Consider the following 26126-nt stretch of genomic DNA (forward strand, 5'->3'; position numbering starts at 1 on the left):
TAAACGTTCTTCTTTGTCAGAGAGCGGGATTTCTGAAAAATTCTATGTCAAGTATGTAGAGCGACTGGGTATGAGGGTCGCTATATATGCGTTTTCCCTTGAGGGATTCATAACGTCGATTGATGGCTTCGAGGATGAAGTATCCAGAACGCGCGTTGTGGTCACGGGTGTTTGAGCCGGCAAAGTAAATGTCGGTTTGAATGCCGTTCGCGTTTCTGAAGCGATAGTCCCCGACCAGACCGTATTCGATCACACCAATACGTAGAGTACCTGTCATGGCGCCGCTTCTATCCGTGCTGGAAGTGATGTTCAGTTCGTAGGTTGTTCCGGCTTTATCCGTAGCGTTATAAACGGCAGTGATGCGGCCCAGCATGCTGATGTCTTCCTTGGCACTCATTGAGTCTGTTCTCGGTAATCTGCAGAAACGGTAATGGGGGCCAGCCAAGAATAATTTCCGGATGGTGGATTTTCACCTGTCATAAATGACAGGTGCTTATTCGATGTTATTATGCTTATGCAAAGATTTAGAAATAAAAACTTCAGAGCATAAATAAAATGCGCCGATTCGGCTAGATAAACCCTTGCCTGTTAATTTTGACAGTAGACATATGCTTGGCGACGGTGTTTCATGTTCTTACGGTGCTGTATATCCTGAAATGAAATAGCATGATTTTTTTTGTAAGGCACAATTACGAATGCCGGAGTCATTAAAGAGGCTTAAGCATCAGCTATTTAAGAGCGTATTCAATCCCGAGGTTCATTCCCGCGTGAGCGGAAATGAAACAATGGGAAGTGCTTTTTACTTATCGTGATCGATATCGAGTTTGCTGAATGTCACCTTGCCGCCCTCCGTGGTGTATCCCGTGTTGTCCTGCACATACACCCCGGCCTTGAAGTACAGCGGTTTGACGCGCCAGGTCTGGCTGATGTTGGTGTCCCATTGGTAACCCGCGGCGCTGACCCCCAGCGCGCCGCCAGGACTGAGGTGAATGAGGTAGGAAAACTCCTGGTCCAGTTTCACGCCGGAGGCGACAGTGATTACCCGACCTTCGTCGTCATCGGGGTGCATGCGTACTTTGGCGACGATGTTGCCGCTCTTGGTGCTGGTCGTATATTGATACTCGACCTTGACCAGAGGTTTCTGGCTTTGGTAGGCATGGATCTGACCTATGACGATCTTTCCAGAGCTAGGCACCTGGTTCACCGCCAGGGTGGCACGCAGGAAGTTGTCGGCGTCAGGGTAGTACCAGTTTTTCAGGGTGCCGTTGCTGTAGGTTTCCCGCAGTTCGGTACGTGGATATTTAGCATTTTCAGTGCGCGTGCCGGTCACCGGTGACCAGAAAAACAATGTGCCCGTGTCGGAATGGAAATATTGATCCTTGAAGCCGTCAACCAGTTTGGATGTTTCAACGGTATAAGGCGGGCTGCCGACGGGAACGCTGAGGTTCCAGGTTGCGAGATCGATCATATGCAAAAGCTTCCACGAATTCATACTGCACGGGCGTGCCAAACGCTCTGGCACGCACTTTTTGGGCGGCCTTTATAAGCGCAGTGAACTATTTTGTTAACGCCCGTCGGGCAGGTTTCTGGCGTCAACAACCTGTCGAAATGCCATCCCTCCCGGTTTTAGCGGGCTGTAGCGCCGACCGTTAGTCGGCTAAATCTGCTTCGGTCGAATGATGGCGCACTGACACCTACTGCTTTCACTGATCCCGGTCTAGAGTGAAGGCACAGAATCTGTCCGGTTTTCACCCCAAAGCCGGCCTGACATACAGACCTAGAGAAGCAGCATGGAATGCGCGCACCCAATGCCAGCTGAAGGCCATTCAACCCTGTTGATCGTCGATGACTACCCTGAAAACCTGGTCAGCATGCGGGCATTGCTGCAGCGCCAGGATTGGCAGGTCATCACCGCTGCCTCCGGTTTCGAGGCGCTCGGGCTGTTGCTTGAGCACGATATCGACCTGGTGTTGCTGGACGTGCAGATGCCGGGCATGGACGGTTTCGAAGTGGCGCGCCTGATGCGCGGCAGCCAACGGACGCGCCTGACGCCGATCATTTTCCTGACCGCCAATGAACAGTCCCAGGACGCCGTGATCAAGGGTTACGCCAGTGGCGCCGTGGATTACCTGTTCAAACCCTTCGACCCGCAGATTCTCAAACCCAAGGTCCAGGCGCTGCTCGAACATCAGCGTAATCGCCGGGCCTTGCAGCGACTGAGTCATGACCTGGAGGTCGCTCGCGCGTTTAACGCTTCTGTGCTGGACAATGCCGCCGAAGGCATCCTGGTCCTTGGCGAGGATGGCCTGATTCGTTTTGCCAACCCGGCGATGTCGCGTTTGCTCAGTGCTACGGTGCAGGAGCTGGAGGGCAAGGAGTTCCTGGATTTCCTGCAAAAACCACACATACCGGTGTGGGCCGATTCTGACCTGTTGAGTGGCTACAAGCGCGGCGAAACCTTGCGCCTGCACGACGCTTTGCTGCGTACCGCGCCCGGGCAACAGGTGCCGGTGGCACTGTCTTGCGCGCCACTGCCCTCGGACCAGCACGCGATGGTCGTGACAGTGCTGGACATGTCGGTGGTACGTCACCTGCATCAGCAACTTGAATTCCAGGCGGTCACCGATCCGCTGACCGGGCTGCTCAACCGTCGTGGCTTTTACCAGACCGTGGAAAACCTGCTGTTGCGCGGCGAACGCTCGGACAGCGCATGGGTCCTGCTGTACCTGGACCTCGATGGCTTCAAGCGGGTTAACGATTCCCTCGGCCACGATGCTGGCGATCGGGTATTGCGGTGGGTGTCAGAACAGTTGAAGGCCTGTCTGCGCCCGTTCGATATCCTGGCACGCATGGGGGGCGATGAGTTCACCGCGCTGCTGGACCTGGAATTTCCTGAGCAGGCGGCAAAAATTGCGGAAAAACTCATCGAGCGGGTATCGATCTGCCAGCAAATCGACGGTCTGGATATCGTCCTTGGTGCCAGTATTGGTATTGCCACCTTTCCCGACTGTGGTGCCAATCTCGATGGTTTGATGCGTGCGTCCGATATTGCCATGTACGAGGCCAAGCGCGCCGGTCGTCAACAGTATCGGTTTTACGATCACGAAATGAACGGTCGGGCACGCTCGCGCCTGATGCTCGAAGAAAGCGTGCGCACGGCCATCGAAAACCGTGATTTCAATCTCGTGTATCAACCGCAGGTGGCTGTTGCCGATGGGCGAACTCGCGGGTTCGAAGCGTTGCTGCGTTGGCAGCACCCGAGCGTCGGCGACGTTCCACCAGGATTGTTTTTGCCGCTGCTGGAAGAAGCGCGATTGATCAGTCGCCTGGGCAGCTGGATTTACCAGAACAGTGCCGGGCAGCGCAAAGCCTGGGAGACCCTGTTTGGCGAGGATCTGGTGCTGAGCGTCAGTTTGAGCAGCACTCAGTTTGCCATGCCCAATCTGGTCACCGAATTGCGCCAGGTCGTGGAGCGCCATGGCTTGAAGCCGCGTCATCTGGAAGTCGAAGTGACGGAAGCGGCCTTGATGCACAACCCTGATGAAACCCGCAAACAGCTGCGGTTGCTGCGCAATCTGGGGGTGCGGGTGGCGCTGGATGATTTCGGTTCCGGCCCGTGTTCCTTGTCCCACTTGCGCGATCTGGAAATGGATACGCTGAAGCTTGACCGCCATCTGATCAGCCGTATTCCTGAGTCTTCAAGGGATGCGGCCCTGGTGCGTAATGTGATCGACCTGTGCAAAGAGTACGGGATGCTGGTGATTGCCGAAGGGGTCGAAACCATGGCGCAATACCAGTGGCTGCACGCCAATGGTTGTGAATATGTGCAAGGTTTCCTGGTCGCCCGGCCGATGATGGCCGAAGACACCGAAAGCTTTGTGCAGCCCTTCGACTGGGGCGCGCTGACCCGCTGAATTCGCTACACTGGCTACCTTTTGCTGATTTGCGTTGCTGTTCCGATGACCGCGTTGAAATACCTCCAGGCCTATCCGGCTACCTTGCAGGACCAAGTGCGCCAGTTGATCGCCGAAGGCCGGCTGGGCGATTACCTGAACCAACGCTATCCGCAAAAGCATGCGGTGCAGAGCGACAAAGCGCTGTACGCCTATGCGCTGGACCTCAAGCAGGAATACCTGCGTAACGCTCCCTCCATCGACAAAGTACTCTTCGACAACCGTTTGGACCTGACCCATCGTGCACTTGGCCTGCACACCACGATCTCCCGGGTGCAAGGTGGCAAGCTCAAGGCCAAGAAAGAAATCCGCATTGCCTCATTGTTCAAGGAGGCGCCGTCGGAATTTCTTAAAATGATCGTGGTGCATGAACTGGCGCACTTCAAGGAGTCCGACCACAACAAGGCCTTCTACAAACTGTGCGAGCACATGTTGCCCGGGTATCACCAGGTGGAGTTCGATGTTCGGGTGTACCTGACCTGGCGGGATATGCGGGCGCCCACAGGCGTGTAGGATCTGCCGCAGGTTCGGGCCGCGATCGGACGATCTTTTGATCTTAACAGGAGCAAACGTGACAGACGTAAGCAAGACCAAGAGCAGCTTCTACCGCCGCCTGTACGTGGCGTACCTGATCGACAGCGGCCTGGCCAGCAGCGTTCCGGCATTGACCGAAGTCACCGGTATGCCCCGGCGCACAGCCCAGGACACCATTGCCGCCCTGGCGGATCTGGATATCGTTTGCGAGTTCGAACAGGAAGAAGGCGCGCGCAACCACGCCGGGCGCTATCGGATTCGCGGGTGGGGAGCAATCGATCGCGGCTGGATCGAGCGTAACCTTCGGCAGATCAAGGCGGTGCTGGAGTATCCATGAGTTTCTGCGGTGTTTGATCTGACGCCTTCGCGAGCAAGCCCGCTCCCACAGTAGATCTTCGGCATGACAAAGATCTGCGGGCTTGCTCGCGAAGGAGCCCTTACGAACGACGCATACCGATATGTGGAATCCCGTCCTCGACATACACTTCGCCTGCGACTTCAAACCCGTACCGCCCGTAATACCCCTGCAAATGCGCCTGGGCCGAGAGATAGACCGGCATCTCAGGCCAGCGTTTTTCAATCTGCTTCAGCGCCTGGGCCATCATTTCATGGCCCAGCCCGGTGCCTCGGGCCTGTGGCGCAATGATCACGCGGCCGATGACGACATCACCGCCCTGTAGCTCGGGGTCGAGCAGGCGCAGGTAGCCCACCAGCCGATCTTCGTCCCAGGCCATCAAATGACAGGTGTCGCCCTCCAGGTCCTGGCCATCGATGTCCTGATAAATGCATTTCTGCTCCACGACGAACACCTCGGCGCGCAGTTGCAAAATGGCATACAGCTGCTCTTTGCCCAGATCGCTGTGGTGTTTGCAGACCCAGTTGATTGTCATGTGCCGATTCCCTGAAAACGTCCTTGTGATACTAAGCGCCTGGACGATAGATGTCTCGGTGGCGTAGTAATCTGTGACAAAGACCAAAATGCCATCATTCATTTAGCGCGGCACTGTCTTCTTTGTGTAATCTGAAACGCAGCGATGTGCAGTGCTGCAACGAGCTGACATCGAGTGCCTGGGGGTGCCGGTACGGAGTCTTGGCGTTTTCGCTGAAAACATGTCGGGCCGCCGCCCGCTAAGGATTTTCTGGCATGCCGCGATTGCATCGAGCCTTTGCCTTGTTTGGATTGCTGTTGCTGACTGAAGCGGTGGCAGCAGAAAAATTGCGGCTGGTGGCGGACGCCTGGCCTCCTTTCACTGACGCCACGTTGTACAACGGTGGGTTGGCCACGGATATTGTCAGTACCGCCTTGGCTCGAGCCGGCTATGCCAGTGATTTCGAGCAGGTGCCCTGGGCGAGGGCGTTGCTGGGGGTGGGCGAGGGTCGCTATGACGTTCTGGTCAATGCCTGGTTCGATGAGGAGCGCACACGGCTCGGCCAGTTTTCGGGCGAGTACCTGATCAATCGCGTGCGTTTTCTCAAGCGTAAGGATGTACCCATTGAATTCAGCAACTTGCAGCAGCTATATACGTATCCGATCTCGGTGGTGCGTGGCTACGCCTATTCCCCAGCCTTCGATCAAGATGTTTCATTGCAGAAGATTCCGGTACATAGCTTCGCCATGGCCGTACGCATGGTTGCTGCCGACAGGGTCAAGTTGACCCTGGAAGACGAATACGTCGCTCGTTATTACCTGGCCCGCGAATCTCCCAAAGTCCGTAACGCCGTGGAGTTCTTGCCCAAACCGCTGAGCGAGAACGGCCTGCACATTTTGGTCAGCTTGAAGAATCCGCAGCATGAGCAGATTGTCGCCGGTTTTGACCGCGCCATTGCGGCAATGAAGGCCGACGGCAGTTATGCGCGGCTGATGAAGCAACACGGCATGTAGGCGGTGGCTGTTGGTCCGGGCACTACCGTTCTCAATCCTCGCTGGTGTCCTTGATCAAATGCGCCGCCAGCGTACGCAATGGCCCCAACTGCCGGCAGATCAACGCCAGTTGCGTCTGCACCAATCGCTGGCCCTCGTCGATTTCATCGGGCATCTGCTCGAGCGTATTGGCCAACGCTTCCTCCTCATCGCTCTGAATGGCAATGGCGGATTTACTCGCCAGGCCTTGGGCAATTTCATCGATGCTGGCGGCCAGTTTCACTCCCGCGCCTTCGATCAGGTGTTCGCGTACATCCTGCGGTAATTGGGTTTCCCGGTGCGCGCCCAGCCCGGACAAATAACTGAGCAAGGTGTGCGACAACACCAGGAAGCGGAACCCCACATCCGCTTCCTTACGGAAATGCCCTGGCTCCATCAGCATGTTGGCCAGGGTGGTCGACAGCGCCGCATCGGCGTTGTGAGCGTTGCGCCGCGCCAGGCGATACGCCAGGTCGTCGCTTTTGCCGGCGGCGTATTGCTGCATGATCTGGCGCAGGTAGATGCTGTTGCAGGTCAGGGTGTTGGCCAGCACTTTGTTCAGGCGACGACCCTGCCAGTCCGGGAGGAACAGGAACACCGCCAACCCGGCGATCAGGCTGCCGAGCAGGGTATCGAACAGGCGAGGCAGGAACAGTCCGTAGCCGTCGCCCACCTGGTTGAAGCAGAACAGTACCATCAGGGTGATCGCCGCCGTCGCCGAGGTGTAGCGCGTGGTGCGGTTGGTAAAGAACACCACCCCGGCGGCAATCGCGAAACTCGACTGGATCAGCGGGTTCGGGAACAGGTCGAACAGGGCCCAGGCCAGGGTCAGGCCGATCGCGGTGCCGATGATCCGCTGGCCGAGCTTGCGCCGGGTTGCACCGTAGTTCGGTTGGCAAACAAACAGCGTCGTGAGGATAATCCAGTAACCCTGGGACGGGTGGATCAAGTGCACCATGGCGTAGCCGATGCTCAAGGCCAGGGGCAAGCGCAGGGCATGGCGGAACAGCAGCGAGGTCGGCGTCAGCTGTGTGCGCAAGCGTACCCAGACATCCTTTAGATTGCGCGGCGAGCGGTCGAGCAGGCTGCTGTCGGTGGCGTCGGCGAGGGTGTCGGGGTTGCTGGCATCGCTGAGCAGGCGGTCCAGTGTGGCCAGGTTCGCCGCCAGTGCCCGCAGTGAGCGCAACAGCCCGCGCCAGGCGGGATTGCTCTGAATACGCAGGTGTTCGAGGGACGCGTGCAGGTCGCCCAGGGCTTCGGCGAAACTCGCGTCATAGGTGAACGGCTGGCGCATCTGGATCGATTCGGCCAGCGCACGGCAAGCCTTGCCTTGCTGGCGCAACAAGCGCTGGCAGCGGAACAGCACGTCACTGTGGAAGAATGCTTCGGCCAGGGCGTTGTAAGGGTAGTGCGAGGAACTGGCGCGTTCGTGGATGTCCTGGGCCAGGAAGTACAGCTTCAGGTAACGGCTGACTTTCGAGCCAGGTCGACCGTTGCCCACCCGGTGCAGGATGATTTCCTTGGCGGCGTTGAGTGCCGCAACCACGCGGCCGTTCTGCTGGGCCAGCTCCAGTCGCCGCGCCTCCACGTCCATCTGCCGGATCGGCTCGAAAAGCGACGACTTCAACTTCAGGTAATAACCCAGCTCCCGGAACAGTTTCGCCAGGCTCTGCTGCACGGGCTGATTGGAAAACAGTGCCTGCCACAACACCGAGAGCAACCCGTACCAGGCGGCACCCGCCACCAGCAGCACCGGCTCATGCCAGAAATCGGTGACCGCACCGCCGCGCTGATCGACACCGATCATGGTGTAGACCGAAAGAATCAGCGTCGCCGAGGCAATCGCCCCGTAACGCTCGCCAAGGGCGCCGAGCATGGTCAGGCAGAAGGCGGCCAGGGCGAAGGCGATGATAAAGAGTATGGGGTAGGGGAACAGCAGTTCGACCGACAACGCGGCGACGGCAAAACACACCAGTGTCACCGCCAGCGCGTTGAGGCGCCCCTGCCAGCTGTCATCGGTTTCGGCCAGGGCGCTGGCGATAATTCCCAGGAACAACGGGATCAGCAGCCCCATTTCATCCTGATACCAGCACAACGCCATGGTGCCGGTCAGGGCGATGAATACGCGCACGCTGTAGCTGAATTTATCCAGTGCCCAAAGGCGGCGCAGAGACTGACGGAGCGAGGTCGATGACATGAAGTGCGAAGGCCTTCCGAGGCAATGACGCTAAATTGAGCCAGTAATGACGCCGACGCAATGGCGGCGATCACATCTGACAGCAAAATCTGTTCCTTTATCGATCAGCACGCAGTCAGTGTGGGAGCGAGCCTGCTCGCGAAAGCGCTGGGTCAGCCAACATCAATGGGGGCTGACAGATTGCATTCGCGAGCAGGCTCGATCCCACAGTTTTGATTCGTGTTTGTCAGACGTACTGCGCAGCCGCGTAACCCGAGGCCCAGGCCCACTGGAAGTTGAAGCCGCCCAGGTGCCCGGTGACGTCCAGCACTTCACCGATGAAATACAGGCCAGGGCTTTTAAGCGATTCCATGGTCTTGGACGACACCTCGTTGGTGTCGACGCCGCCCAACGTCACCTCGGCAGTGCGATAGCCTTCGGTGCCTGCCGGCACGACTTTCCAGCTCGCCAGTTTTTCGGCGATGGCGGCGATTTCCGCGTGGGTGTACTGCTTCATCGGTTTGGAAACGAACCAGTTGTCCGCCAGCAGGTTGGCCATCTTCTTGGTGAAGATTTCACCGAGTAGGGTTTTCAGTTCACTGTTCGGGCGTTCGGCTTGTTGCTGTTGCAACCAGCTTGGTACGTCGTGGTCGGGTAGCAGGTTGATTTCGACCGTGTCGCCGGATTCCCAAAACGATGAAATCTGCAAAATCGCCGGTCCGCTGAGACCGCGGTGGGTGAACAGGATGTTCTCGCGAAAGCTCTGGTCATTGCAGCTGACCAGGCAATCGACCGAGGTGCCGGACAGCTCGGTGCATAATTCCTTAAGCTGATCGGTGATGGTGAATGGCACCAGCCCGGCGCGCGTCGGCAGCAACTCATGACCGAACTGTTTGGCCACTTGATAGCCGAAGCCGGTGGCGCCCAGGGTCGGGATCGACAAGCCGCCCGTGGCGATCACAAGGGATTGGCAGGTAACCTGCCCCAAGGTGGTGTCCAGCAAATAGCCCTTTTCAAGCTTCTCGATGGTCTGGATCGAGGTGTCCAGGTGCAGGCTGACGCCGACCTGATTGCACTCATCGAGCAACATTTCGAGGATGTCGCTGGACTTGTTATCGCAGAACAGTTGGCCGAGCTTTTTCTCGTGGTACGGCACACCGTGCTTGGCCACCATGCCGATGAAGTCCCACTGGGTGTAGCGTGCCAGTGCGGATTTGCAGAAGTGGGCGTTCTGCGAGAGAAAATTGCCAGGTTCGGTGTACATGTTGGTGAAATTGCAGCGGCCACCGCCCGACATCAGGATTTTCTTGCCAGCCTTGTTGGCGTGGTCGAGCAGCAGCACCTTGCGCCCGCGCCCGGCGGCGGTCAGTGCGCACATCAAACCTGCGGCGCCAGCGCCAATGATCACGACTTCGGTAGAGCGCAAAACGGTGTCCTCTAAATGTGTCACCACAAAGCAAACTGTGGGAGCGAGCCTGCTCGCGAAAGCGGTGTGTCAGGCACCTTAATGTTATCTGACACTCAGTCTTCGCGAGCAGGCTTGCTCCCACAGGGGGGAGATGCGTTGTTGTTACAGGATGCGCACGCGCAACGAGCGGCCCTTGATCTTGCCGTCGTTCAGGCGCTGCAAGGCCTGCTTGGCGACGCCGCGCTCCACGGCCACATAGGCCTGGAAGTCGAAGATCGCGATCTTGCCGACTTGGGCGCCGGGAATGCCAGCTTCACCGGTCAGTGCGCCAAGGATGTCGCCTGGACGAACCTTGTCCTTGCGGCCGGCAGCAATGCACAAGGTGCTCATCTGCGGCAGCAGCGGACCGCCACCCTGGGAGGTGAGGTTGTCCACCTGATCCCAGGTCAATGGGGATTTCTGCAGCTGTTCGATGGCTTGGGCGCGCTGGGCTTCAGACGGTGCGACCAGGCTGATGGCGAGGCCTTTTTCACCGGCGCGGCCAGTACGGCCAACGCGGTGGATGTGGATTTCCGAATCACGGGCCAGCTCGACGTTGATCACCATGTCCAGCGAGTCGATGTCGAGGCCACGGGCGGCGACGTCAGTGGCAACCAGGACGGACGTGCTGCGGTTGGCGAACATCGCCAGCACCTGGTCGCGATCACGCTGTTCAAGATCGCCGTGCAAGCCGACGGCGGAGATGCCTTTGGCCGTCAGGTGATCGACGGTTTCCTGGACCTGCTGCTTGGTGAAGCAGAACGCCACGCAGGACGCCGGGCGGAAATGGCCCAGCACCTTGGTCACGGCGCTCATGCGATCGTCCGGGGAAATTTCGTAGAAGCGCTGTTCGATCTGGGTATCGTCGTGGAACGCCTCGGCCTTCACTTGCTGCGGGTTACGCATGAATTTCGACGCCAGCTGCTTGATGCCCACCGGGTAGGTGGCGGAGAACAACAGGGTCTGGCGGCGCTCGGGGGCCTGCATGATGATTTCTTCGATGGAGTCGTAGAAACCCATGTCGAGCATGCGGTCGGCTTCGTCGAGGATCAGGGTGTTGAGGCCATGCAGGACCAGCGAACCCTTGCGCAGGTGTTGCTGGATGCGTCCCGGGGTGCCGACGATGATGTGCGCGCCGTGTTCCAGCGAAGCGATCTGCGGGCCGAGGGATACGCCGCCGCACAGGGTCAGGACCTTGATGTTGTCTTCGGCACGGGCCAGGCGACGGATTTCCTTGGCGACCTGGTCAGCCAGTTCCCGGGTCGGGCACAGGATCAGTGCCTGGCAACCGAAGTAGCGCGGATTGATCGGGTTCAGCAGGCCGATGCCGAACGCAGCGGTCTTGCCGCTGCCGGTCTTGGCCTGGGCGATCAGGTCCATCCCCTTGAGGATCACCGGCAAGCTTTGCGCCTGGATCGGCGTCATCTGGGCATAACCGAGGGAGTCGAGGTTAGCCAGCATGGCGGCGGACAGCGGCAAAGTATTAAATTCGGTGGCGATGGTGGTCACGGGACTGGCCTGCAAAACAAAATGTCGCGCAGTGTACCAGTCCGATGGCCATTCGCCCTAAGGTTCGATGTGCTCTTCCGGACGCTTGACGCGCCGTCCGTCTTCCTTTGAGAGCTGGGAGAAGATCGCTGCCGCCAGCATGGCCATGATTCCGACGGTCACAAACGTCAGTTGGAACGCGCCCAGCACCGTCTCCACGCCGTCATTGCCGATCCCCGCCGTGAAACCGCCGAGCAATGCGCCGGCGCAGGCCACACCCAGGCTCAGGGACAATTGCGCCACCACCGACAGCAGGCTATTGCCGCTGCTGGCACTGGCGTCGTCGAGATCGATCAGGGTCACGGTGTTCATCGCGGTGAACTGCAAGGAGTTGATCGCCCCCAGGACGGCCAGCAGGCACAACAGCAGCCAGTACGGTGTCTGTTCGCTGACCAGGCCCATGCTCGCCAGCATGATCCCCAGCGCCAGCGTGTTTCCGGTCAGCACGATGCGGTAGCCCAGGCGTTCGATCAGCGGTCGCGCCACCCCCTTGGCGATCATCGCGGCGGCCGCCAGTGGCAGCATGCTCATCCCGGCCTGGGACGGTGAATAACCCAGCGCCACTTGCAGCAGCAGCGGCACGAGGAACGGCAGGGCGCCACTGCCGAGCCGGGCGAAGAGGTTGCCGAGAATGCCGACGGCAAAAGTCCGGGTCTTGAACAGCGACGGCGCAAACAGCGGATTATCAACGTGGCCGGCGCGCAGCCAGTAGGCTGCCAGGCAAGCCATGCCGCCGAACAGCAGCAGCATCACCCGCAGGTGCGGCAGGTGCAGTTCGCCCAGGCCTTCCATGGCGATGGTGATCAGGATCATCGCCGCGCCGAACAGCAGGAAACCCAGGCTGTCGAAGCGGGTACGCTCGGAGCCGCGCAGGTCCGGGATGAATTTCCACACGGCGTAGCAGCCCACCAATCCCACCGGCAGGTTGATCAGGAAGATCCAGTGCCAGGTCAGGTATTCCACCATCCAGCCACCCATGGTCGGGCCGATCAACGGCCCGAGCAGGCCGGGGATGGTGATGAAGCCCATGATCCGCACCAGTTCCGAGCGCGGGTAGGCACGCAGCACCACCAATCGCCCGACCGGCAACATCAGTGCGCCGCCCAACCCCTGGATAACCCGGGCGCCGATCAGCATGCTCAGCGTGTTCGACATTGCACAGAGCAACGAGCCGAGGCTGAACAGCAAGATGGCGCCGAAGAAGATTTTGCGGGTGCCGAAGCGGTCGGCGATCCAGCCCGAGGCGGGGATCAGCAAGGCGACCGTGAGCATGTAGGCAATGATTACGCCCTGCATGCGCAGGGGATCTTCCGCCAGGTCGCGGGCCATGGCGGGCAGGGCGGTGTTGAGGATCGTCCCGTCCAGGGACTGCATGAAGAAGGCAATGGCGACGACCCAGGGCACCCAGCGGGCGGTGGCAGGATCGAGAGGCGGGCGGTTGGGCATGGGACCTCTTGTAGTTGAAGTTGTTAATGCAAGGCCATTGTCGGTCGCAGTCCCTGTGGGAGCGGGCTTGCTCGCGAAGAGGTCATCACGTTCAACATCAATGTTGACTGACCCACCGCCTTCGCGAGCAAGCCCGCTCCCACAGGGTTGCCCTGTGTGCTGGGGATTTGTGTTTACAGGGTCAAGGTCAACCGGCTGACAAGCGCCCCCGGCAACAACGCCGAAGCTGTCGCCCGCTGGCTGTAGGTGCTCGCCGACAGTAGCAATTCGCGCTCCGCGGTCAGCGCTTCCAGTTGTGAGCCCAGCAGACTGTAGGCGCTGTCATCGAAACGCATGGTGCTGACCGGAGCCTGGATCTTGCCATCTTCGACCCAGAAGGTCGCAAACCGCGTCATGCCGGTCAGGCGTGCTGCCGGTTGATCCGAGAAGTTCAGGTACCACAGGTTGCTGATGTACAAGCCGGTACCGAGTTGCTGGAGGATTTGTGCTTCAGGCAAATCCCCGGCCTGCATGTTCAGGGCCGTTGGCGACTCTCCACCACTGGCGCCGTTGGCGGTCAATCCGTATTCCGCGGCGCTGCGTGAACCCACGAGTTGCGCGCCGGCCTTGCCCTCGACGATTAATCCAAGGTCGCTGCGCGGATAACCTTCGTCGGAGAACGCCGGGCTCAGCGAACCGCTGACTTTTTCGTCCAGCGAGACCAACGGGCTGAATGCTTGATCACCCCCGTAGAGCTTTTGCAGCGGACTGCTTTTGCTGGCAATCGACTGCGCCGAAAAACCGCCCCAGCACAGCATGCCCATGATTTCCTCCAGCGCAGCGGGTGCCAGGTAGGCACGGTACTGGCCCGGCGCCAAAGTGCGCAGCGGCCGTCCCAGGTATTCCAGCTGTTCACGTGCCTGCTGAAAGCGTCTGGCAAAGCCTTCGGTGTTCCAGTCGTGCCCGGCATAACTGGCCTTGACCGCTTGGCCGTTTTCATGGAACAGGCTGAAATCGAAGTTGAAACTGTTGGCCTGATGCCAGCCGAAGGCCCCGGCGGAACTGGCGAAACCGCGGCTGATCGGCCCTGCCGCATAGAACCCCACCAGGTCCAGGCCTTCGGCGGCCCGGGTTATTTCGCCGACCACTTGCTCGGTGTCCGGTAGCGGGTGCTCCTGCACGTTCTGGCTTTGCCAACCGTTGTGATTGAGCAGCAGGTACGGGTCCTGGGGCAACAAAGGCAAGGTTTCGCGCAGTTGTTGCAGACCTTCGGCCAGACGCTCATGGTCGACTGCAGGGTCGCCTGCCAAGGTGATTTGCAGGTCGGCGTGGCGGCCATCGTTGATCAATTTCAAACCGATGCTGGCCTGTTGCACCTGTCCGGCCTGACGCACCTTGGCGTGGTTGAAACGCACGAAGGCCGATGATTCGGCGGCGTAGCTCAGTGTGAACTGTTCCGGTTCGCGTAACGCTTCGCGCAATCGGGCGATCAAAGCCTTGAACGAATCGGCCTGGGCTTTCGACGTAGTCATCAGCTGTCTCCCCCAAAAACATCAACGTTGCTGAATACGCAGGCCGGCGAGGCATGGCCGACGCGAATCACCTGGTTTGGTTCGCCCTTGCCGCAGTTGGGCGTACCCAGGACCTTGAAGGTGCTGGCATCGCCGACCGCGCTGAGGCTTTTCCAGAACTGCGCGGAAATCGCCCGGTAATTCGGGTTCTTCACCACGCCCTTTAATTCGCCGTTTTCGATCAACTGACCCCATTCGCAACCGAACTGGAATTTGTTGCGCGCATCATCAATGGACCACGAGCGGTTGGTGCTCATCAGGATGCCGTGCTCGATGTTGCCGATCAGTTGCGCAAGCGGCTGGTCGCCAGGCTCGATATTGAGGTTGGCCATGCGGTCGATCGGCGGGCGGTTCCAACCGCAGGCACGGCTGTTGGCGACACCGTCCAGGCCCGCGCGAAATTGCGAGAGTGCACCGCCCAAGGGGCGCAGCAACAGGCCTTCGCGAATCAGGAACTGTTTGCTGGCGGCCGTGCCGTCGTCGTCATGGCCATAGCTGGCGAGCTGTTCGGGTATGTCGGGATCGAAGGTCACGTTGAGAAGTTTGGAGCCGTATTGCAGGCGGCCAAAGTCTTCTGCCTTGACGAAACTGGTGCCAGCGTAATTGCGTTCGTCGCCGAGGATGCGGTCCAGTTCCAACGGATGGCCGATGGATTCGTGGATTTGCAGCATCATCTGGTCGGGCATCAGCAGCAGATCGCGTGGGCCTTGCGGCGTGTTCGGTGCCAGCAGCAGTTGCAGCGCCTGGTCGGCGACCAGCGGGCCAGCACCGACCAGGCCGCAGCGACTGATCACATCCGCGCCACCCTGCTGGCCGAAATTCTCGCGACCCAGGCTGCGGGTCTGGCTGTCGTTACCGTCGTAGGCGGTGACATCGAGACCCGGGTAGACGAATCGCTGGGCCTGGCGCAGTTCGGCGCCGGCGCTGTTGAGGTAGATCTGCTCGACGTGGGTGATGCCGAGGCTGACCTGCCAGCTCACCAGGCGCTCGTCCTTGGGCACGGCGGCGGATTCGGCACCCAGCAACTGGTAGCAGTCTCCCAGGGGCGGGAAGGGCTGGTCGAGATTCGGCGAGAAATAATCGGCGCGGTCGCTGGAGACGGCTTGTTCACGAAGGTCCAGCAACGCGTGCGGCTTGAGTCGGCGCGCCTGATGTTCGGCGCGTTCGAGGGCGGCTTGCAGGCCCTGTTGCGACAGGTCATTGGTGGCTGCATAGGCTTCGACGCCATTGACACGCACGGTCAGCATCGCGCCTTCGTCGCGGCTCAGGCTTGGCGGTTCGGCGACGTTCTTGCGCACCGACAGGTACTGGCCGGACTCGCGCACATAACGCAGGGAAAAGAATTCGGCGCCCGTGCGCAAGGCAGCAAAGCGCTGCTTGAGCTGAGGGTGGAAATCGAACATTCGGGAACCTCCTTGGTATGGAGTGGCGGTGCAGCGGTGCAGCGAGGGGATGAAACGATTGCGCGGCACTAGAGTAGGCCTGCATGGGGGATGGATCAAGGGAAGGGTTGGAAGGATGTGTTGTTTCATCAGGCCCCTTCGCGAGCAAGCCCGCTCCCACATTTGATCGTGGTGTACACAAAATCTGTGTCCGCTGGAGATCAATGTGGGAGCGGGCTTGCTCGCGAATAGCCGTGACGCGGTGTTATGCCTTACGCGGGCTGGCTGACTTCCCGCACTGGCTTGCCCTTCACCGGCGCATCGCCTGCTACGTAGTACTTGGCGTTGCTGCGCGGCAATGGCTTGCGACCACGGATCTTGTCGGCGATTTTCTCGGCCATCATGATCGTTGGCGCGTTCAGGTTGCCGGTGGTGATGATCGGCATGATCGAGGCATCGACCACGCGCAGGCCTTGCATGCCATGCACACGACCCTCGCCATCGACCACGGCCATCTCGTCGGTGCCCATCTTGCACGAGCAAGACGGGTGGAACGCGGTTTCGGCGTGCTCGCGGATGAACTTGTCCAGCTGCTCATCGGTTTGCACTTCGATGCCCGGGCTGATTTCGCGCCCGCGGAAGGCGTCCAGTGCCGGTTGCTGCATGATTTCACGGGTCAGGCGGATGCCGTCGCGGAACTCCTGCCAGTCCTGCTCGGTGGCCATGTAGTTGAACAGGATGCTCGGGTGCTGGCGCGGGTCCTTGGACTTGGCCTGGATGCGCCCGCGGCTTGGCGAACGCATGGAGCCCATGTGTGCCTGGAAACCGTGTTCTTTCACACCGTTGCTGCCGTTGTAGTTAATCGCTACCGGCAGGAAGTGATACTGAATGTTCGGCCATTCGAATTCCGGACGGGTACGGATGAAACCGCCGGCTTCAAACTGGTTGCTGGCACCGATGCCGGTGCCGTTGAACAGCCATTCGGCACCGATCGCCGGCTGGTTGTACCAGAGCAGCGACGGGTACAGCGAGACGGGTTGAGTGCACGCGTACTGCAAGTACAACTCAAGGTGATCCTGCAGGTTTTCACCGACGCCCGGCAGGTCGTGGACCACTGGAATGTCGAGCTTTTTCAGCAGTTCGGCCGGGCCAACGCCGGAGCGTTGCAGGATCTGCGGCGAAGCGATGGCGCCGGAGCACAGCAGCACTTCCTTGCGGGCCTTGGCTTCAACACGCTCTTCGGCGGAGCCAACCAGGTAGCGCACGCCGACCGCACGCTTGCCTTCGAACAGGATCTTGTCGGTCAGGGCGTGGGTGACGATGGTCAGGGTCGAACGCTTCTTGGCGATGTCCAGGTAACCGCGGGCGGTGGAGGCACGACGGCCTTTGGGCGTCACGGTGCGGTCCATCGGGCCGAAGCCTTCTTGCTGGTAGCCGTTCAAGTCTTCGGTGCGTGGATAACCGGCCTGTACGCCCGCTTCGACCATGGCGTGGAACAGCGGGTTGTTGCCGGCTTTCGGCGTGGTCACGCTGACCGGGCCGTCGCCACCGTGGTAGTCGTTCGGGCCGATGTCGCGGGTTTCCGCCTTGCGGAAATACGGCAGGCAGTCCAGGTACGACCAGTCCTCAAGACCTGGCAGTTTTGCCCAGCCGTCGTAATCCATGGCGTTGCCACGGATGTAGCACATGCCGTTGATCAGCGAGGAGCCGCCGAGGCCCTTGCCGCGGCCGCATTCCATCCGGCGACCGTCCATGTGCGGTTCTGGATCGGTTTCGTAGGCCCAGTTGTAGCGACGGCCTTGCAGCGGGAACGCCAGGGCGGCCGGCATCTGCGTACGGAAGTCCATGCGGTAGTCCGGGCCGCCGGCTTCGAGCAGCAGGACGGTGACGCCTTCGTCTTCAGTCAGACGGGTCGCCAGGGTGTTACCGGCCGAGCCGGCACCGATGATGATGTAATCGAATTCTTGGGACATTGAATGCACCCTCTTGGAAGTTGGTCAGGTCAGGCCACGGCAAGTGCTGCGCACTCGATTCGCGAGAAAGCCCGCTCCCACATTTGATCTGTGGTGTACACAGGATCTGTGTCCACCTCTGGCCCCTTGTGGGAGCGGGCTTGCTCGCGAAGAGGCCCTCGCGAGCAATACAGGTCTCGGGTCTTAGAACACCGAGACGTAATCGCCCAGCTCGACCTGTACCGATTTGATGCGGGTGAAGTTGTTCAGCGAGCTGATGCCGTTCTCACGGCCAACACCCGACTGCTTGTAGCCGCCGACCGGCATCTTCGCGTCGGACTCGCCCCAGGCGTTGATCCAGCAGATACCGGCTTCCAACTGGTGAATCACGCGGTGAGCGCGGTTCAGGTCCCGGGTGACGATACCGGCGGCCAGGCCGAAGTCGGTGTCGTTGGCGCGGCGGATCACTTCTTCTTCGGTCTCGTAGGTGAGGATCGCCATCACCGGGCCAAAGATTTCTTCGCGCACGATGGTCATGTCATCGGTGCAGTCGGTGAACACGGTCGGTGCGACGAACGCGCCCTTGGCGAATTCGACTTCAGTCAGGCGCTCGCCGCCGCACAGCAGGCGGGCACCTTCTTCCTTGCCCTTGGCGATATAGCCCAGCACGCTTTCCATGTGGGCGAAGCTGACCAGCGGGCCGAAGTTGGTGTTTTCATCTTCCGGATTGCCGACGCGGATGCGCGCAACACGTTCAACGATCTTGGCTTCGAAGGCGGCTTTGAGGTGCGCCGGTACGAACACGCGAGTCCCGTTGGTGCAGACCTGGCCGGAGCTGTAGAAGTTGGCCATCATCGCGGTATCGGCAGCGCGGTCAAGGTCGGCGTCGTCGCAGATGATCAGCGGCGACTTGCCACCCAGTTCCATGGTCACGTCCTTGAGCGAAGAGCTCGAAGCGCTGGCCATGACTTTCTTGCCGGTGTCGGTGCCGCCGGTGAAGGAGACTTTCTCGATGCGCGGGTGCTCGGTCAGCCAGGTGCCGACTTCACGGCCGCTGCCGGTCAGGACGTTGAATACACCCGCTGGCAGGCCGGCTTCGGTGTAGATCTCGGCCAGCTTCAGGGTGGTCAGCGAGGTGACTTCGCTTGGCTTGAAGATCATCGCGTTACCGGCGGCCAGGGCCGGTGCGGATTTCCACAGGGCGATCTGGATCGGGTAGTTCCACGCGCCGATACCGGCCACGACGCCCAGTGGCTCGCGACGGGTGTAGACGAACGAAGTTGTACGCAAAGGGATCTGCTCGCCTTCGATGGCGGGTACCAGGCCTGCGTAGTATTCCAGCACGTCGGCGCCGGTGACGATGTCGACGTAGCGGGTTTCGGAGTACGCCTTGCCGGTGTCCAGGGTTTCCAGGGCGGCCAGTTCATCGTTGCGCTCGCGCAGGATGTCCACGGCGCGACGCAGGATGCGCGAGCGCTCCATGGCGGTCATCGCGGCCCAGATTTTCTGGCCCTTTTCGGCGCTGACCACGGCGCGCTCGACGTCTTCCTTGGTCGCACGTTGTACTTTTGCGAGGACTTCACCGTTAGCCGGGTTGATGGCTTCAAACGTGGCATCGCTGCCAGCGTCACTGTAGCCGCCATCGATGTAGAGTTTTTGCAGTTCGAAACGGGCCATAAAGTCCTCGCAAGTGCATTGGTTATTGGCACGGTGCAGGTGTCGAGCGTTCTATGTGTGCTCTAACTCACCTGCTTGGCCAGTTGGATATCCATGTATTCGTAAGCGATCTGTTGCGCCTGCTCGGTGTCGAAAGCGTCTCCCGACAGCGCACCGCGCAACCACAAGCCGTCGATCAACGCTGCCAGGCCTCGGGCTGCACTGCGCGCATCATGGAGCGGCAGCACACGGCGGAACTGGCAGCACAGGTTGGAATACAGGCGGTGATCGTTGATCCGCTGCAACCTGTGCAAAGACGGCTGGTGCATGCTGGTTGCCCAGAAGGCCAACCAGGTTTTCATTGCCGGGCCGTTGACCTGGCTGGCGTCGAAGTTGCCTTCGATGATCACCTGCAGATGCGCCCGCGGGCTGTCATCTGTCAGCGCCAATCGGCGCGCGGTGACGTTCTCGCTCAGGACGGTCATCAGGTACCCCATGGTGGCGGCGATCAGGCCGTTTTTGTCCTGAAAGTAATGACTGATGATGCCGTTCGAGACACCGGCCAAACGGGCGATCAGCGCAATGCTGGCGTCCCCCATTCCGACCTGGTCGACCGCCAGCAAGGTGGCTTCGATCAACTGCTGGCGACGGATGGGTTGCATACCGACCTTGGGCATCTTGCACATCTCCTTAGGCCTTCCGGCAGACGCAAGACGTCTATCGGTTTGAGGGCCAGTCTATTTTGTTTTGATTGAACGTTCAATCAACAAAGAATAAGATCTGCGACAAATCGTCGCTGCCTACAGATTTTTCCTACGCGTAGCGGCGAAAAAAACGACTTCCGAAATTGCTCGAAACCCACGCGCCACGGCGTTAAGGGGGGTCGAGCTTTATCGGGTTGTCTTTATATCACCCGCTGGTCGGCTGCCCACTAAGCGATTGGTCGGGTACCTCGTTTGTCTTGCGTTCTTCTCTCGCACTGCCCGGAGCACCTGTGCCATGAGTTCTGCCTCGCTAATAAAGACCCCACCCGAGAAGGTGACGGTCAACGGTTGGGTGTTCTACACCTCTACCGCGTTGATTCTGTTGTTGACCGCCATTCTGATCATCGCCCCGCAAGAGGCCGGCAGACTGCTCGGTACGGCGCAAGCCTGGTTGTCCCGCAGCTTCGGCTGGTACTACATGGTGGTGATTGCCGCCTACCTGATCTTCGTCGTCGGCCTGGCATTTTCGTCCTACGGCAAATTGAAACTGGGCAGCAAGGACGATACCCCGGATTTCAGCTACGGCGCCTGGGCGGGGATGCTGTTCTCCTCGGGTATCGGCATCTCGCTGCTGTACTTCGGTGCGTCCGAGCCGCTGGATCACTATTTCAACCCACCCGAAGGCGTGGCCGGCAGCAACCTGGCCGCCCGTCAGGCGGTTCAGCTGACGTTCCTGCACTGGGGCCTGCACGGCTGGGCGATCTACGCCTTGGTTGGCCTGGCGGTGGCTTACTTTGCCTACCGGCACAACCAGCCGCTGGCGCTGCGTTCGGCGCTGTATCCGCTGGTGGGTGAGCGCTGGGTCAAGGGTGCGGCCGGTCATGCGGTAGACGGCTTTGGCATGTTCGTGACCCTGCTGGGCCTGGTGACCAACCTGGGGATTGGTTCGCTGCAGGTGTCGTCGGGGCTTGAAAACCTGTTCGGCATGGAGCACAGCAACACCAACCTGCTGATCGTGATCATCGTGATGAGCACCGTGGCGACCATCGCTGCCGTGTCGGGCGTGGAAAACGGCATCCGCCGCCTGTCCAACCTCAACATCGTGTTGTTTAGCGGCCTGTTGATTTTCGTGCTGCTGTTCGGCCCGACCCTGCACCTGCTCAACGGCTTCGTGCAGAACGTCGGTGATTACCTGAACGGTGTGGTGCTGAAGACTTTCGACCTTTATGTGTACGAAGGCGACAGTGAGAAGTCTGACCGCTGGCTGGGCCTGTGGACCCTGTTCTACTGGGCCTGGTGGATTTCCTGGGCCCCATTCGTAGGCATGTTCGTCGCGCGTATTTCCCGTGGTCGCACGGTGCGTGAAATGGTTGCTGGCGTGCTCCTGATTCCGCTGGGTTTCACCCTGGCGTGGCTGTCGATCTTCGGCAACTCGGCGCTGGACCTGGTGATGAACCACGGCGCGGTGGAGCTCGGCAAGACGGCGCTGGAGCAGCCGTCCATGGCGATCTACCAGTTGCTGGAGCATTACCCGGCCTCGAAAGTGGTGATCGGTGTCTCGATTTTCGTGGGCTTCGTGTTGTTCCTGACGCCGGCGGATTCGGGTGCGGTGATGATGGCCAACCTGTCGTGCAAGGGCGGTAACGTCGACGAAGATGCGCCGCACTGGCTGCGAATCTTCTGGTCGGTGGTGATCACCCTGGTGACCATCGGCCTGCTGTTCGCGGGTAACTTCGAAGCCATGCAAACCATGGTGGTTCTGGCCGGCTTGCCGTTCTCGGTGGTGTTGGTGTTCTTCATGTTCGGCTTGCACAAGGCCATGCGCCAGGACGTGCAGATCGAACAGGAGCAGGCGGAGTTGGCAGCGCGCGGTCGTCGTGGCTTCAGCGAGCGCTTGACGCAGCTGGACCTGCAGCCGAGCCAGTCGGTGGTCCAACGCTTCATGGATAAACATGTGAGCCCGGCATTGCAGGATGCGACAACGCAAATGCGTGCTCAAGGCCTCGAAGTGCAGACGCTGCTGGGCAAGTCCAAGCGCTGCATGGGCGTGCGGGTCGAGATGGAAGAGGGTAACCCTTTTGTCTACGAAGTCAGCCTGGACGGGTATCTGGCTACGCCAACCGAGTCAGCCCAGTCCGATGAGGCGCGCCAGCGTTACTACCGCGCCGAGGTGTACTTGCACAACGGCAGCCAGGACTACGACTTGATGGGCTTCACCCAGGATCAGATCACCCGTGACGTGCTCGATCAGTTTGAAAGCCATCGCCAGCTCCTTGGCCGGGTGTATAGCTGAGTTGTGAAGTGATGCGGTGTTTCAGTGACACCGCGTCGCCTTCTTCGCGAGCAAGCCCGCTCCCACATTTGGAATGCATTCCCCTGTGGGAGCGGGCTTGCTCGCGAAGGGGTCATCAGCCGCAATGCTGCATTAGCCGATTTCCCACAAATAAAAACGCCGCGATCTCTCGCGGCGTTTTTGCGTGTGTGGCCTTAGCCCAGGTTCTTGCCGAGCAGCGCGTGGTACAGCTCGCTGTCGCCGAGAATCCCGACCACTTTGTTGTTGTCGTGCAACACCAGTTTGTTGCCGGTCTGATAACGAATCTGCAGTGCGTCGCGCATGCCGATGTTGGAATCCACCAGCGTCGGCCGGCGGCCCAGGCCTTCGACCGCCTGACCTGGAATCCAGTTCTGCAGGTCCAGGCTCGCACCGTTCTGGCGTGCGCCCTTGATGGTGTTGCCTTCGGCGAGGTCAAGCCACGAATCGCCGCCCGGATCGAGGCACACCGAGCCGTTGATGCGCTTGCAGTTGTCCAGGGTGCGCATCAAGCTGCGCCCGCACAGTACGTTCAGCGGGTTGGTGTGGGCGACGAAGGTCCGCACGTAGTCGTCCGCAGGGTTGAGGACGATTTCTTCAGGCTTGCTGTACTGGATGATCCGGCCGTCTTTCATGATTGCGATACGGCTGCCGAGCTTCAGGGCTTCATCGAGGTCGTGGCTGACGAACACAATGGTCTTGCTCAGCTTGCGTTGCAGCTCCAGCAGTTCGTCCTGCAGGCCCTGGCGGATCAGCGGGTCGAGTGCCGAGAACGGTTCGTCCATCAGCAGGATGTCGGCGTCCATCGCCAGCGCACGGGCCAGGCCCACACGTTGCTGCATGCCACCGGACAGCTCATCGGGTTTCTTGTTGCGCCATTGGGTCAGGCCCACCAGCTCAAGTTTTTCATCGACCAGTTTCCGGCGTTCCTTCTCCGGACGGCCCTGCATTTCCAGGCCGAAGCTGATGTTCTCGCGCACCGTCAGCCAAGGCATCAGGGCGAACTTCTGGAACACCATCGCAATGCGCTTGGTGCGCATCATTTTCAGCTCGGCAGCGGAGCAGGACGCGATGTTGATCTGCTTGCCTTCGTGCTCGACGAACAGCTTGCCACGGCTGACAGTGTTGAGACCGTTGATGCAACGCAGCAGGCTGGACTTACCGGAGCCTGACAGGCCCATCAGCACGCAGATTTCACCTTTTTCGATATCCAGGCTGGCCTTTTCGACGCCAACGATTTGCCCGGTCTTTTTCAGGATCTCGCTACGGGTCAAGCCTTGATCGAGAAGTTTCAGTGCTTCGCGTGGATCCTTGGTGAAGATCACGTCGACGTCTTCGAAGCGAATTATGCTCATGCGTCACCCCCTACTTTCGCGTCGGGTTGTTTGCAGATACGGTCGAGCATGATCGCCAGCAGTACGATCGCCAGGCCCGCTTCGAAGCCCAGGGCGATATCAGCAGTGTTCAGTGCGTTGACCACCGGTTTACCTAGTCCGTCGGCGCCCACCAGTGCCGCAATCACCACCATCGACAGCGACAGCATGATGCACTGGGTGATGCCGGCCGCGATGCTCGGCATGGCGTGGGGCAGTTCGATCCGTGTCAGTAGCTGGCGACGCGAGCAGCCAAAGGCCTTGCCGGCGTCCATCAGTTCTTGCGGGACATCGCGGATGCCCAGGTAGGTCAGGCGGATCGGCGCGGCGATGGCGAATACCACCGTGGAGATCAGGCCTGGCACCACACCCAGCCCGAAGAGGGTCAGGGTAGGAATGAGGTAAACGAAGGTCGGTACGGTCTGCATCAGATCGAGTACCGGACGCATAAAAGTGTAGAACATTGGCTTGTGCGCCGCGACGATGCCCAGTGGCACGCCGATGACCACGCAAACCAAAGTGGCAAACAGCACCTGGGCCAGGGTCTCCATGGTTTCCTGCCAGTACCCCAGGTTGAGGATCAGCAGAAAGGAGGCGATGACGAAAGCGGTCAGCCCCCATTTGCGCTGGATGAAATGGGCCAGGAGGGCGATGAGGCCGATCAGTGCCAGCGGGTTGAACCAGGTCAGCGCGAAAGTCACGCCGTGGATCATCGTTTCCAGCGTCACGGCAATGGCGTCGAAGGTGTTGGCGCCGTGTTGCGTCAACCATTCGACAAAGCTCGCGATGTGCTGGCCTAAAGGGATTTTCTGATCAATCAGCATGGTAGTGAACGTCCGCATGCAAGGAAATTAACAGCCCGGACGGCGTGAGCCGCCCGGCATAAGCGATGCTCCCCGATTCAAGGCGCGAGTTTGGCTTTCACGGCCTCCAGGCCTGGTTTACCGTCAATGGTGGTCACGCCAGCGAGCCAGGTATCGAGCACCTGTGGATTCTTTTTCAACCAGGCCTTGGCGGCCGCGTCAGGCTTCATCTTGTCGTCCAGGATGTTGCCCATCAGTTCGCTCTCCATGTCGACAGTGAACTCCAGGTTTTTCAGCAGTTGGCCCACGTTGCTGCACTCCTCGGCGTAACCCTTGCGGGTGTTGGTCGCCACGGTGGCAGCACCGAAATCCGGGCCAAAGAAATCGTCGCCGCCGGTCAGGTATTGAATCTTGAAGCGCTTGTTCATAGGGTGCGGCGCCCAGCCGAGGAAAACCACGGCGGTGTCGCGTTTCTGTGCGCGGTCGACCTGGGAGAGCATCCCCGCTTCGCTGGATTCGACGACCTTGAAGCCTGCGTCCTTGAGGCCGAAGGCGTTCTTGTCGATCATGCTCTGGATCAGGCGGTTGCCGTCGTTGCCGGGCTCGATGCCGTAGATCTTGCCGTCCAGTTCCTTCTTGAACTTGGCGATGTCGGCAAAATCATGCAGCCCTTTGTCGTACAGGGCTTGTGGCACGGCGAGGGTGTATTTGGCGCCCTTGAGGTTGGTGCGCACGGTTTCCACGGTGCCGGCATCGCGGTAGGCCTTGATGTCGTTTTCCATGGTCGGCATCCAGTTACCGAGGAACACGTCCATGTTCTTGCCGTCGGCCAGGGACTTGTAGGTCACGGGCACGGAAATCATGGTGGTCTTGGTCTTGTAGCCGAGGGCGTTGAGCACGACGCTGGTGGTGGCGGTCGTTGCGGTGATGTCGGTCCAGCCGACATCGGAGAAGTTTACGGTGCTGCATTGAGCCGGTTCGGCGGCTTGCGCCATAACCGGCAGACTAAGCAGGGCGGCCAACAACAACGACGGGGAACCTTTCATGGATGGACTCCTTGGTGTTTTTTTTGGCAGTAGTTTCCGACTGGAACCACCGCACTTATAGGTTGCGGTTGGATGGCGTTCTGGAGACATCTCTACCACGGCGCCTTGCAATCGAGTCGTTACGATCATGTACCAGTGAAAATCTGACGCCTACAGGGTGCGTCGTAACCAGTACAGGGATGGTCGCATCCAGTGTCGGTGACGTCGTTTACAGCTTTTTTCAGCCTCTTTTGTCCGTCTGAGCCGCAAAAAAACGGCGAAAACACGACGTGAAAGACACGCGGCGTTCGTGGACATGAGTGCGTCGGTGTGAGACGTCGAACGACAGGATAAAAGCCTGATGAT

Annotated in this window: 20 protein-coding genes; 5 read left to right on the plus strand and 15 right to left on the minus strand. The window is 59.8% G+C overall.

Annotation, left to right across the window (positions count from 1 at the left end; all coding sequences use genetic code 11):
- Positions 1 to 16: 16 nt before the first annotated feature.
- The gene (locus tag CGA21_RS02640) at positions 17 to 397 is read right to left on the minus strand and encodes a hypothetical protein (RefSeq protein WP_110750371.1); all 381 of its coding nucleotides are present in this window, start codon (positions 395 to 397) and stop codon (positions 17 to 19) included.
- 402 nt (positions 398 to 799) lie between these two features.
- Positions 800 to 1468 carry a polysaccharide lyase family 7 protein gene (locus CGA21_RS02645; protein WP_110750373.1) on the minus strand — a complete coding sequence of 223 codons (669 nt, stop codon included), beginning with the start codon at positions 1466 to 1468 and terminating at the stop codon, positions 800 to 802.
- Between the two features lie 322 nt (positions 1469 to 1790).
- Here CGA21_RS02645 and CGA21_RS02650 point away from each other — a divergent pair, with 322 nt between their 5' ends.
- Genes CGA21_RS02650 through CGA21_RS02660 form a run of 3 tightly spaced genes read left to right on the plus strand, consistent with a single transcriptional unit; the run spans position 1791 to position 4824 of the window.
- Entirely contained in the window at positions 1791 to 3914 is a 2124-nt protein-coding gene (locus CGA21_RS02650) for a putative bifunctional diguanylate cyclase/phosphodiesterase (RefSeq protein ID WP_188263467.1), read from the plus strand.
- A 45-nt stretch (positions 3915 to 3959) separates the two neighbouring features.
- Complete coding sequence (locus tag CGA21_RS02655; protein WP_110750377.1) at positions 3960 to 4466, plus strand: M48 family metallopeptidase; 507 nt, start codon at positions 3960 to 3962, stop codon at positions 4464 to 4466.
- 58 nt (positions 4467 to 4524) lie between these two features.
- Positions 4525 to 4824 carry a helix-turn-helix domain-containing protein gene (locus CGA21_RS02660; RefSeq protein WP_020800873.1) on the plus strand — a complete coding sequence of 100 codons (300 nt, stop codon included), beginning with the start codon at positions 4525 to 4527 and terminating at the stop codon, positions 4822 to 4824.
- A gap of 100 nt (positions 4825 to 4924) precedes the next feature.
- Here the strand turns inward: CGA21_RS02660 and CGA21_RS02665 are convergent, their stop codons facing one another.
- Complete coding sequence (locus CGA21_RS02665) at positions 4925 to 5377, minus strand: GNAT family N-acetyltransferase (protein ID WP_110750378.1); 453 nt, start codon at positions 5375 to 5377, stop codon at positions 4925 to 4927.
- Between the two features lie 254 nt (positions 5378 to 5631).
- Here CGA21_RS02665 and CGA21_RS02670 point away from each other — a divergent pair, with 254 nt between their 5' ends.
- Entirely contained in the window at positions 5632 to 6369 is a 738-nt protein-coding gene (locus CGA21_RS02670) for a substrate-binding periplasmic protein (RefSeq protein WP_188263468.1), read from the plus strand.
- 31 nt (positions 6370 to 6400) lie between these two features.
- Here CGA21_RS02670 and yccS read toward each other — a convergent pair whose 3' ends face one another.
- From yccS to betI, 9 genes are all read right to left on the minus strand, one after another.
- Positions 6401 to 8584 carry a YccS family putative transporter gene (gene yccS, locus CGA21_RS02675; protein WP_188263469.1) on the minus strand — a complete coding sequence of 728 codons (2184 nt, stop codon included), beginning with the start codon at positions 8582 to 8584 and terminating at the stop codon, positions 6401 to 6403.
- 226 nt (positions 8585 to 8810) lie between these two features.
- On the minus strand, positions 8811 to 9989 hold the full coding sequence (locus tag CGA21_RS02680) for an NAD(P)/FAD-dependent oxidoreductase (RefSeq protein WP_188263470.1): 1179 nt from the start codon (positions 9987 to 9989) through the stop codon (positions 8811 to 8813).
- 144 nt (positions 9990 to 10133) lie between these two features.
- Positions 10134 to 11471 (minus strand): ATP-dependent RNA helicase DbpA, encoded by a 1338-nt coding sequence (gene dbpA, locus CGA21_RS02685; RefSeq protein ID WP_231989930.1) that lies wholly within the window; start codon positions 11469 to 11471, stop codon positions 10134 to 10136.
- A gap of 105 nt (positions 11472 to 11576) precedes the next feature.
- Positions 11577 to 13004 (minus strand): multidrug transporter subunit MdtD, encoded by a 1428-nt coding sequence (gene mdtD / locus CGA21_RS02690; protein WP_110750386.1) that lies wholly within the window; start codon positions 13002 to 13004, stop codon positions 11577 to 11579.
- A 173-nt stretch (positions 13005 to 13177) separates the two neighbouring features.
- On the minus strand, positions 13178 to 14515 hold the full coding sequence (locus tag CGA21_RS02695; protein ID WP_188263471.1) for a TldD/PmbA family protein: 1338 nt from the start codon (positions 14513 to 14515) through the stop codon (positions 13178 to 13180).
- Complete coding sequence (locus tag CGA21_RS02700; RefSeq protein ID WP_110750390.1) at positions 14515 to 15957, minus strand: TldD/PmbA family protein; 1443 nt, start codon at positions 15955 to 15957, stop codon at positions 14515 to 14517. The genes CGA21_RS02695 and CGA21_RS02700 overlap by 1 nt, the downstream gene beginning before the upstream one ends.
- Positions 15958 to 16208: 251 nt before the next feature.
- The gene (betA, locus tag CGA21_RS02705) at positions 16209 to 17909 is read right to left on the minus strand and encodes a choline dehydrogenase (RefSeq protein ID WP_110750392.1); all 1701 of its coding nucleotides are present in this window, start codon (positions 17907 to 17909) and stop codon (positions 16209 to 16211) included.
- A 183-nt stretch (positions 17910 to 18092) separates the two neighbouring features.
- A complete protein-coding gene (betB, locus tag CGA21_RS02710; protein ID WP_188263472.1) occupies positions 18093 to 19565 on the minus strand; it encodes a betaine-aldehyde dehydrogenase in 1473 nt (490 codons plus the stop codon).
- Between the two features lie 62 nt (positions 19566 to 19627).
- On the minus strand, positions 19628 to 20221 hold the full coding sequence (betI, locus tag CGA21_RS02715; protein WP_188263473.1) for a transcriptional regulator BetI: 594 nt from the start codon (positions 20219 to 20221) through the stop codon (positions 19628 to 19630).
- Positions 20222 to 20600: 379 nt separating this feature from the next.
- Between betI and CGA21_RS02720 the strand changes: the two genes are divergently transcribed.
- Positions 20601 to 22541: a BCCT family transporter gene (locus CGA21_RS02720; RefSeq protein WP_238543155.1), complete on the plus strand. Its 1941-nt coding sequence runs from the start codon at positions 20601 to 20603 to the stop codon at positions 22539 to 22541.
- A 194-nt stretch (positions 22542 to 22735) separates the two neighbouring features.
- Here the strand turns inward: CGA21_RS02720 and choV are convergent, their stop codons facing one another.
- The 3 genes from choV to CGA21_RS02735 form a co-directional block, all read right to left on the minus strand.
- Entirely contained in the window at positions 22736 to 23914 is a 1179-nt protein-coding gene (gene choV, locus CGA21_RS02725; RefSeq protein WP_020796090.1) for a choline ABC transporter ATP-binding protein, read from the minus strand.
- The gene (choW, locus tag CGA21_RS02730) at positions 23911 to 24756 is read right to left on the minus strand and encodes a choline ABC transporter permease subunit (RefSeq protein WP_020796089.1); all 846 of its coding nucleotides are present in this window, start codon (positions 24754 to 24756) and stop codon (positions 23911 to 23913) included. Before choW ends, choV begins: the two co-directional genes overlap by 4 nt.
- A gap of 77 nt (positions 24757 to 24833) precedes the next feature.
- Complete coding sequence (locus CGA21_RS02735) at positions 24834 to 25781, minus strand: choline ABC transporter substrate-binding protein (RefSeq protein ID WP_020796088.1); 948 nt, start codon at positions 25779 to 25781, stop codon at positions 24834 to 24836.
- Positions 25782 to 26126: the final 345 nt, after the last annotated feature.

Source organism: Pseudomonas sp. PSB11 (assembly GCF_014596605.1).
In the GTDB taxonomy this organism is placed as follows: Bacteria; Pseudomonadota; Gammaproteobacteria; order Pseudomonadales; family Pseudomonadaceae; genus Aquipseudomonas; species Aquipseudomonas umsongensis.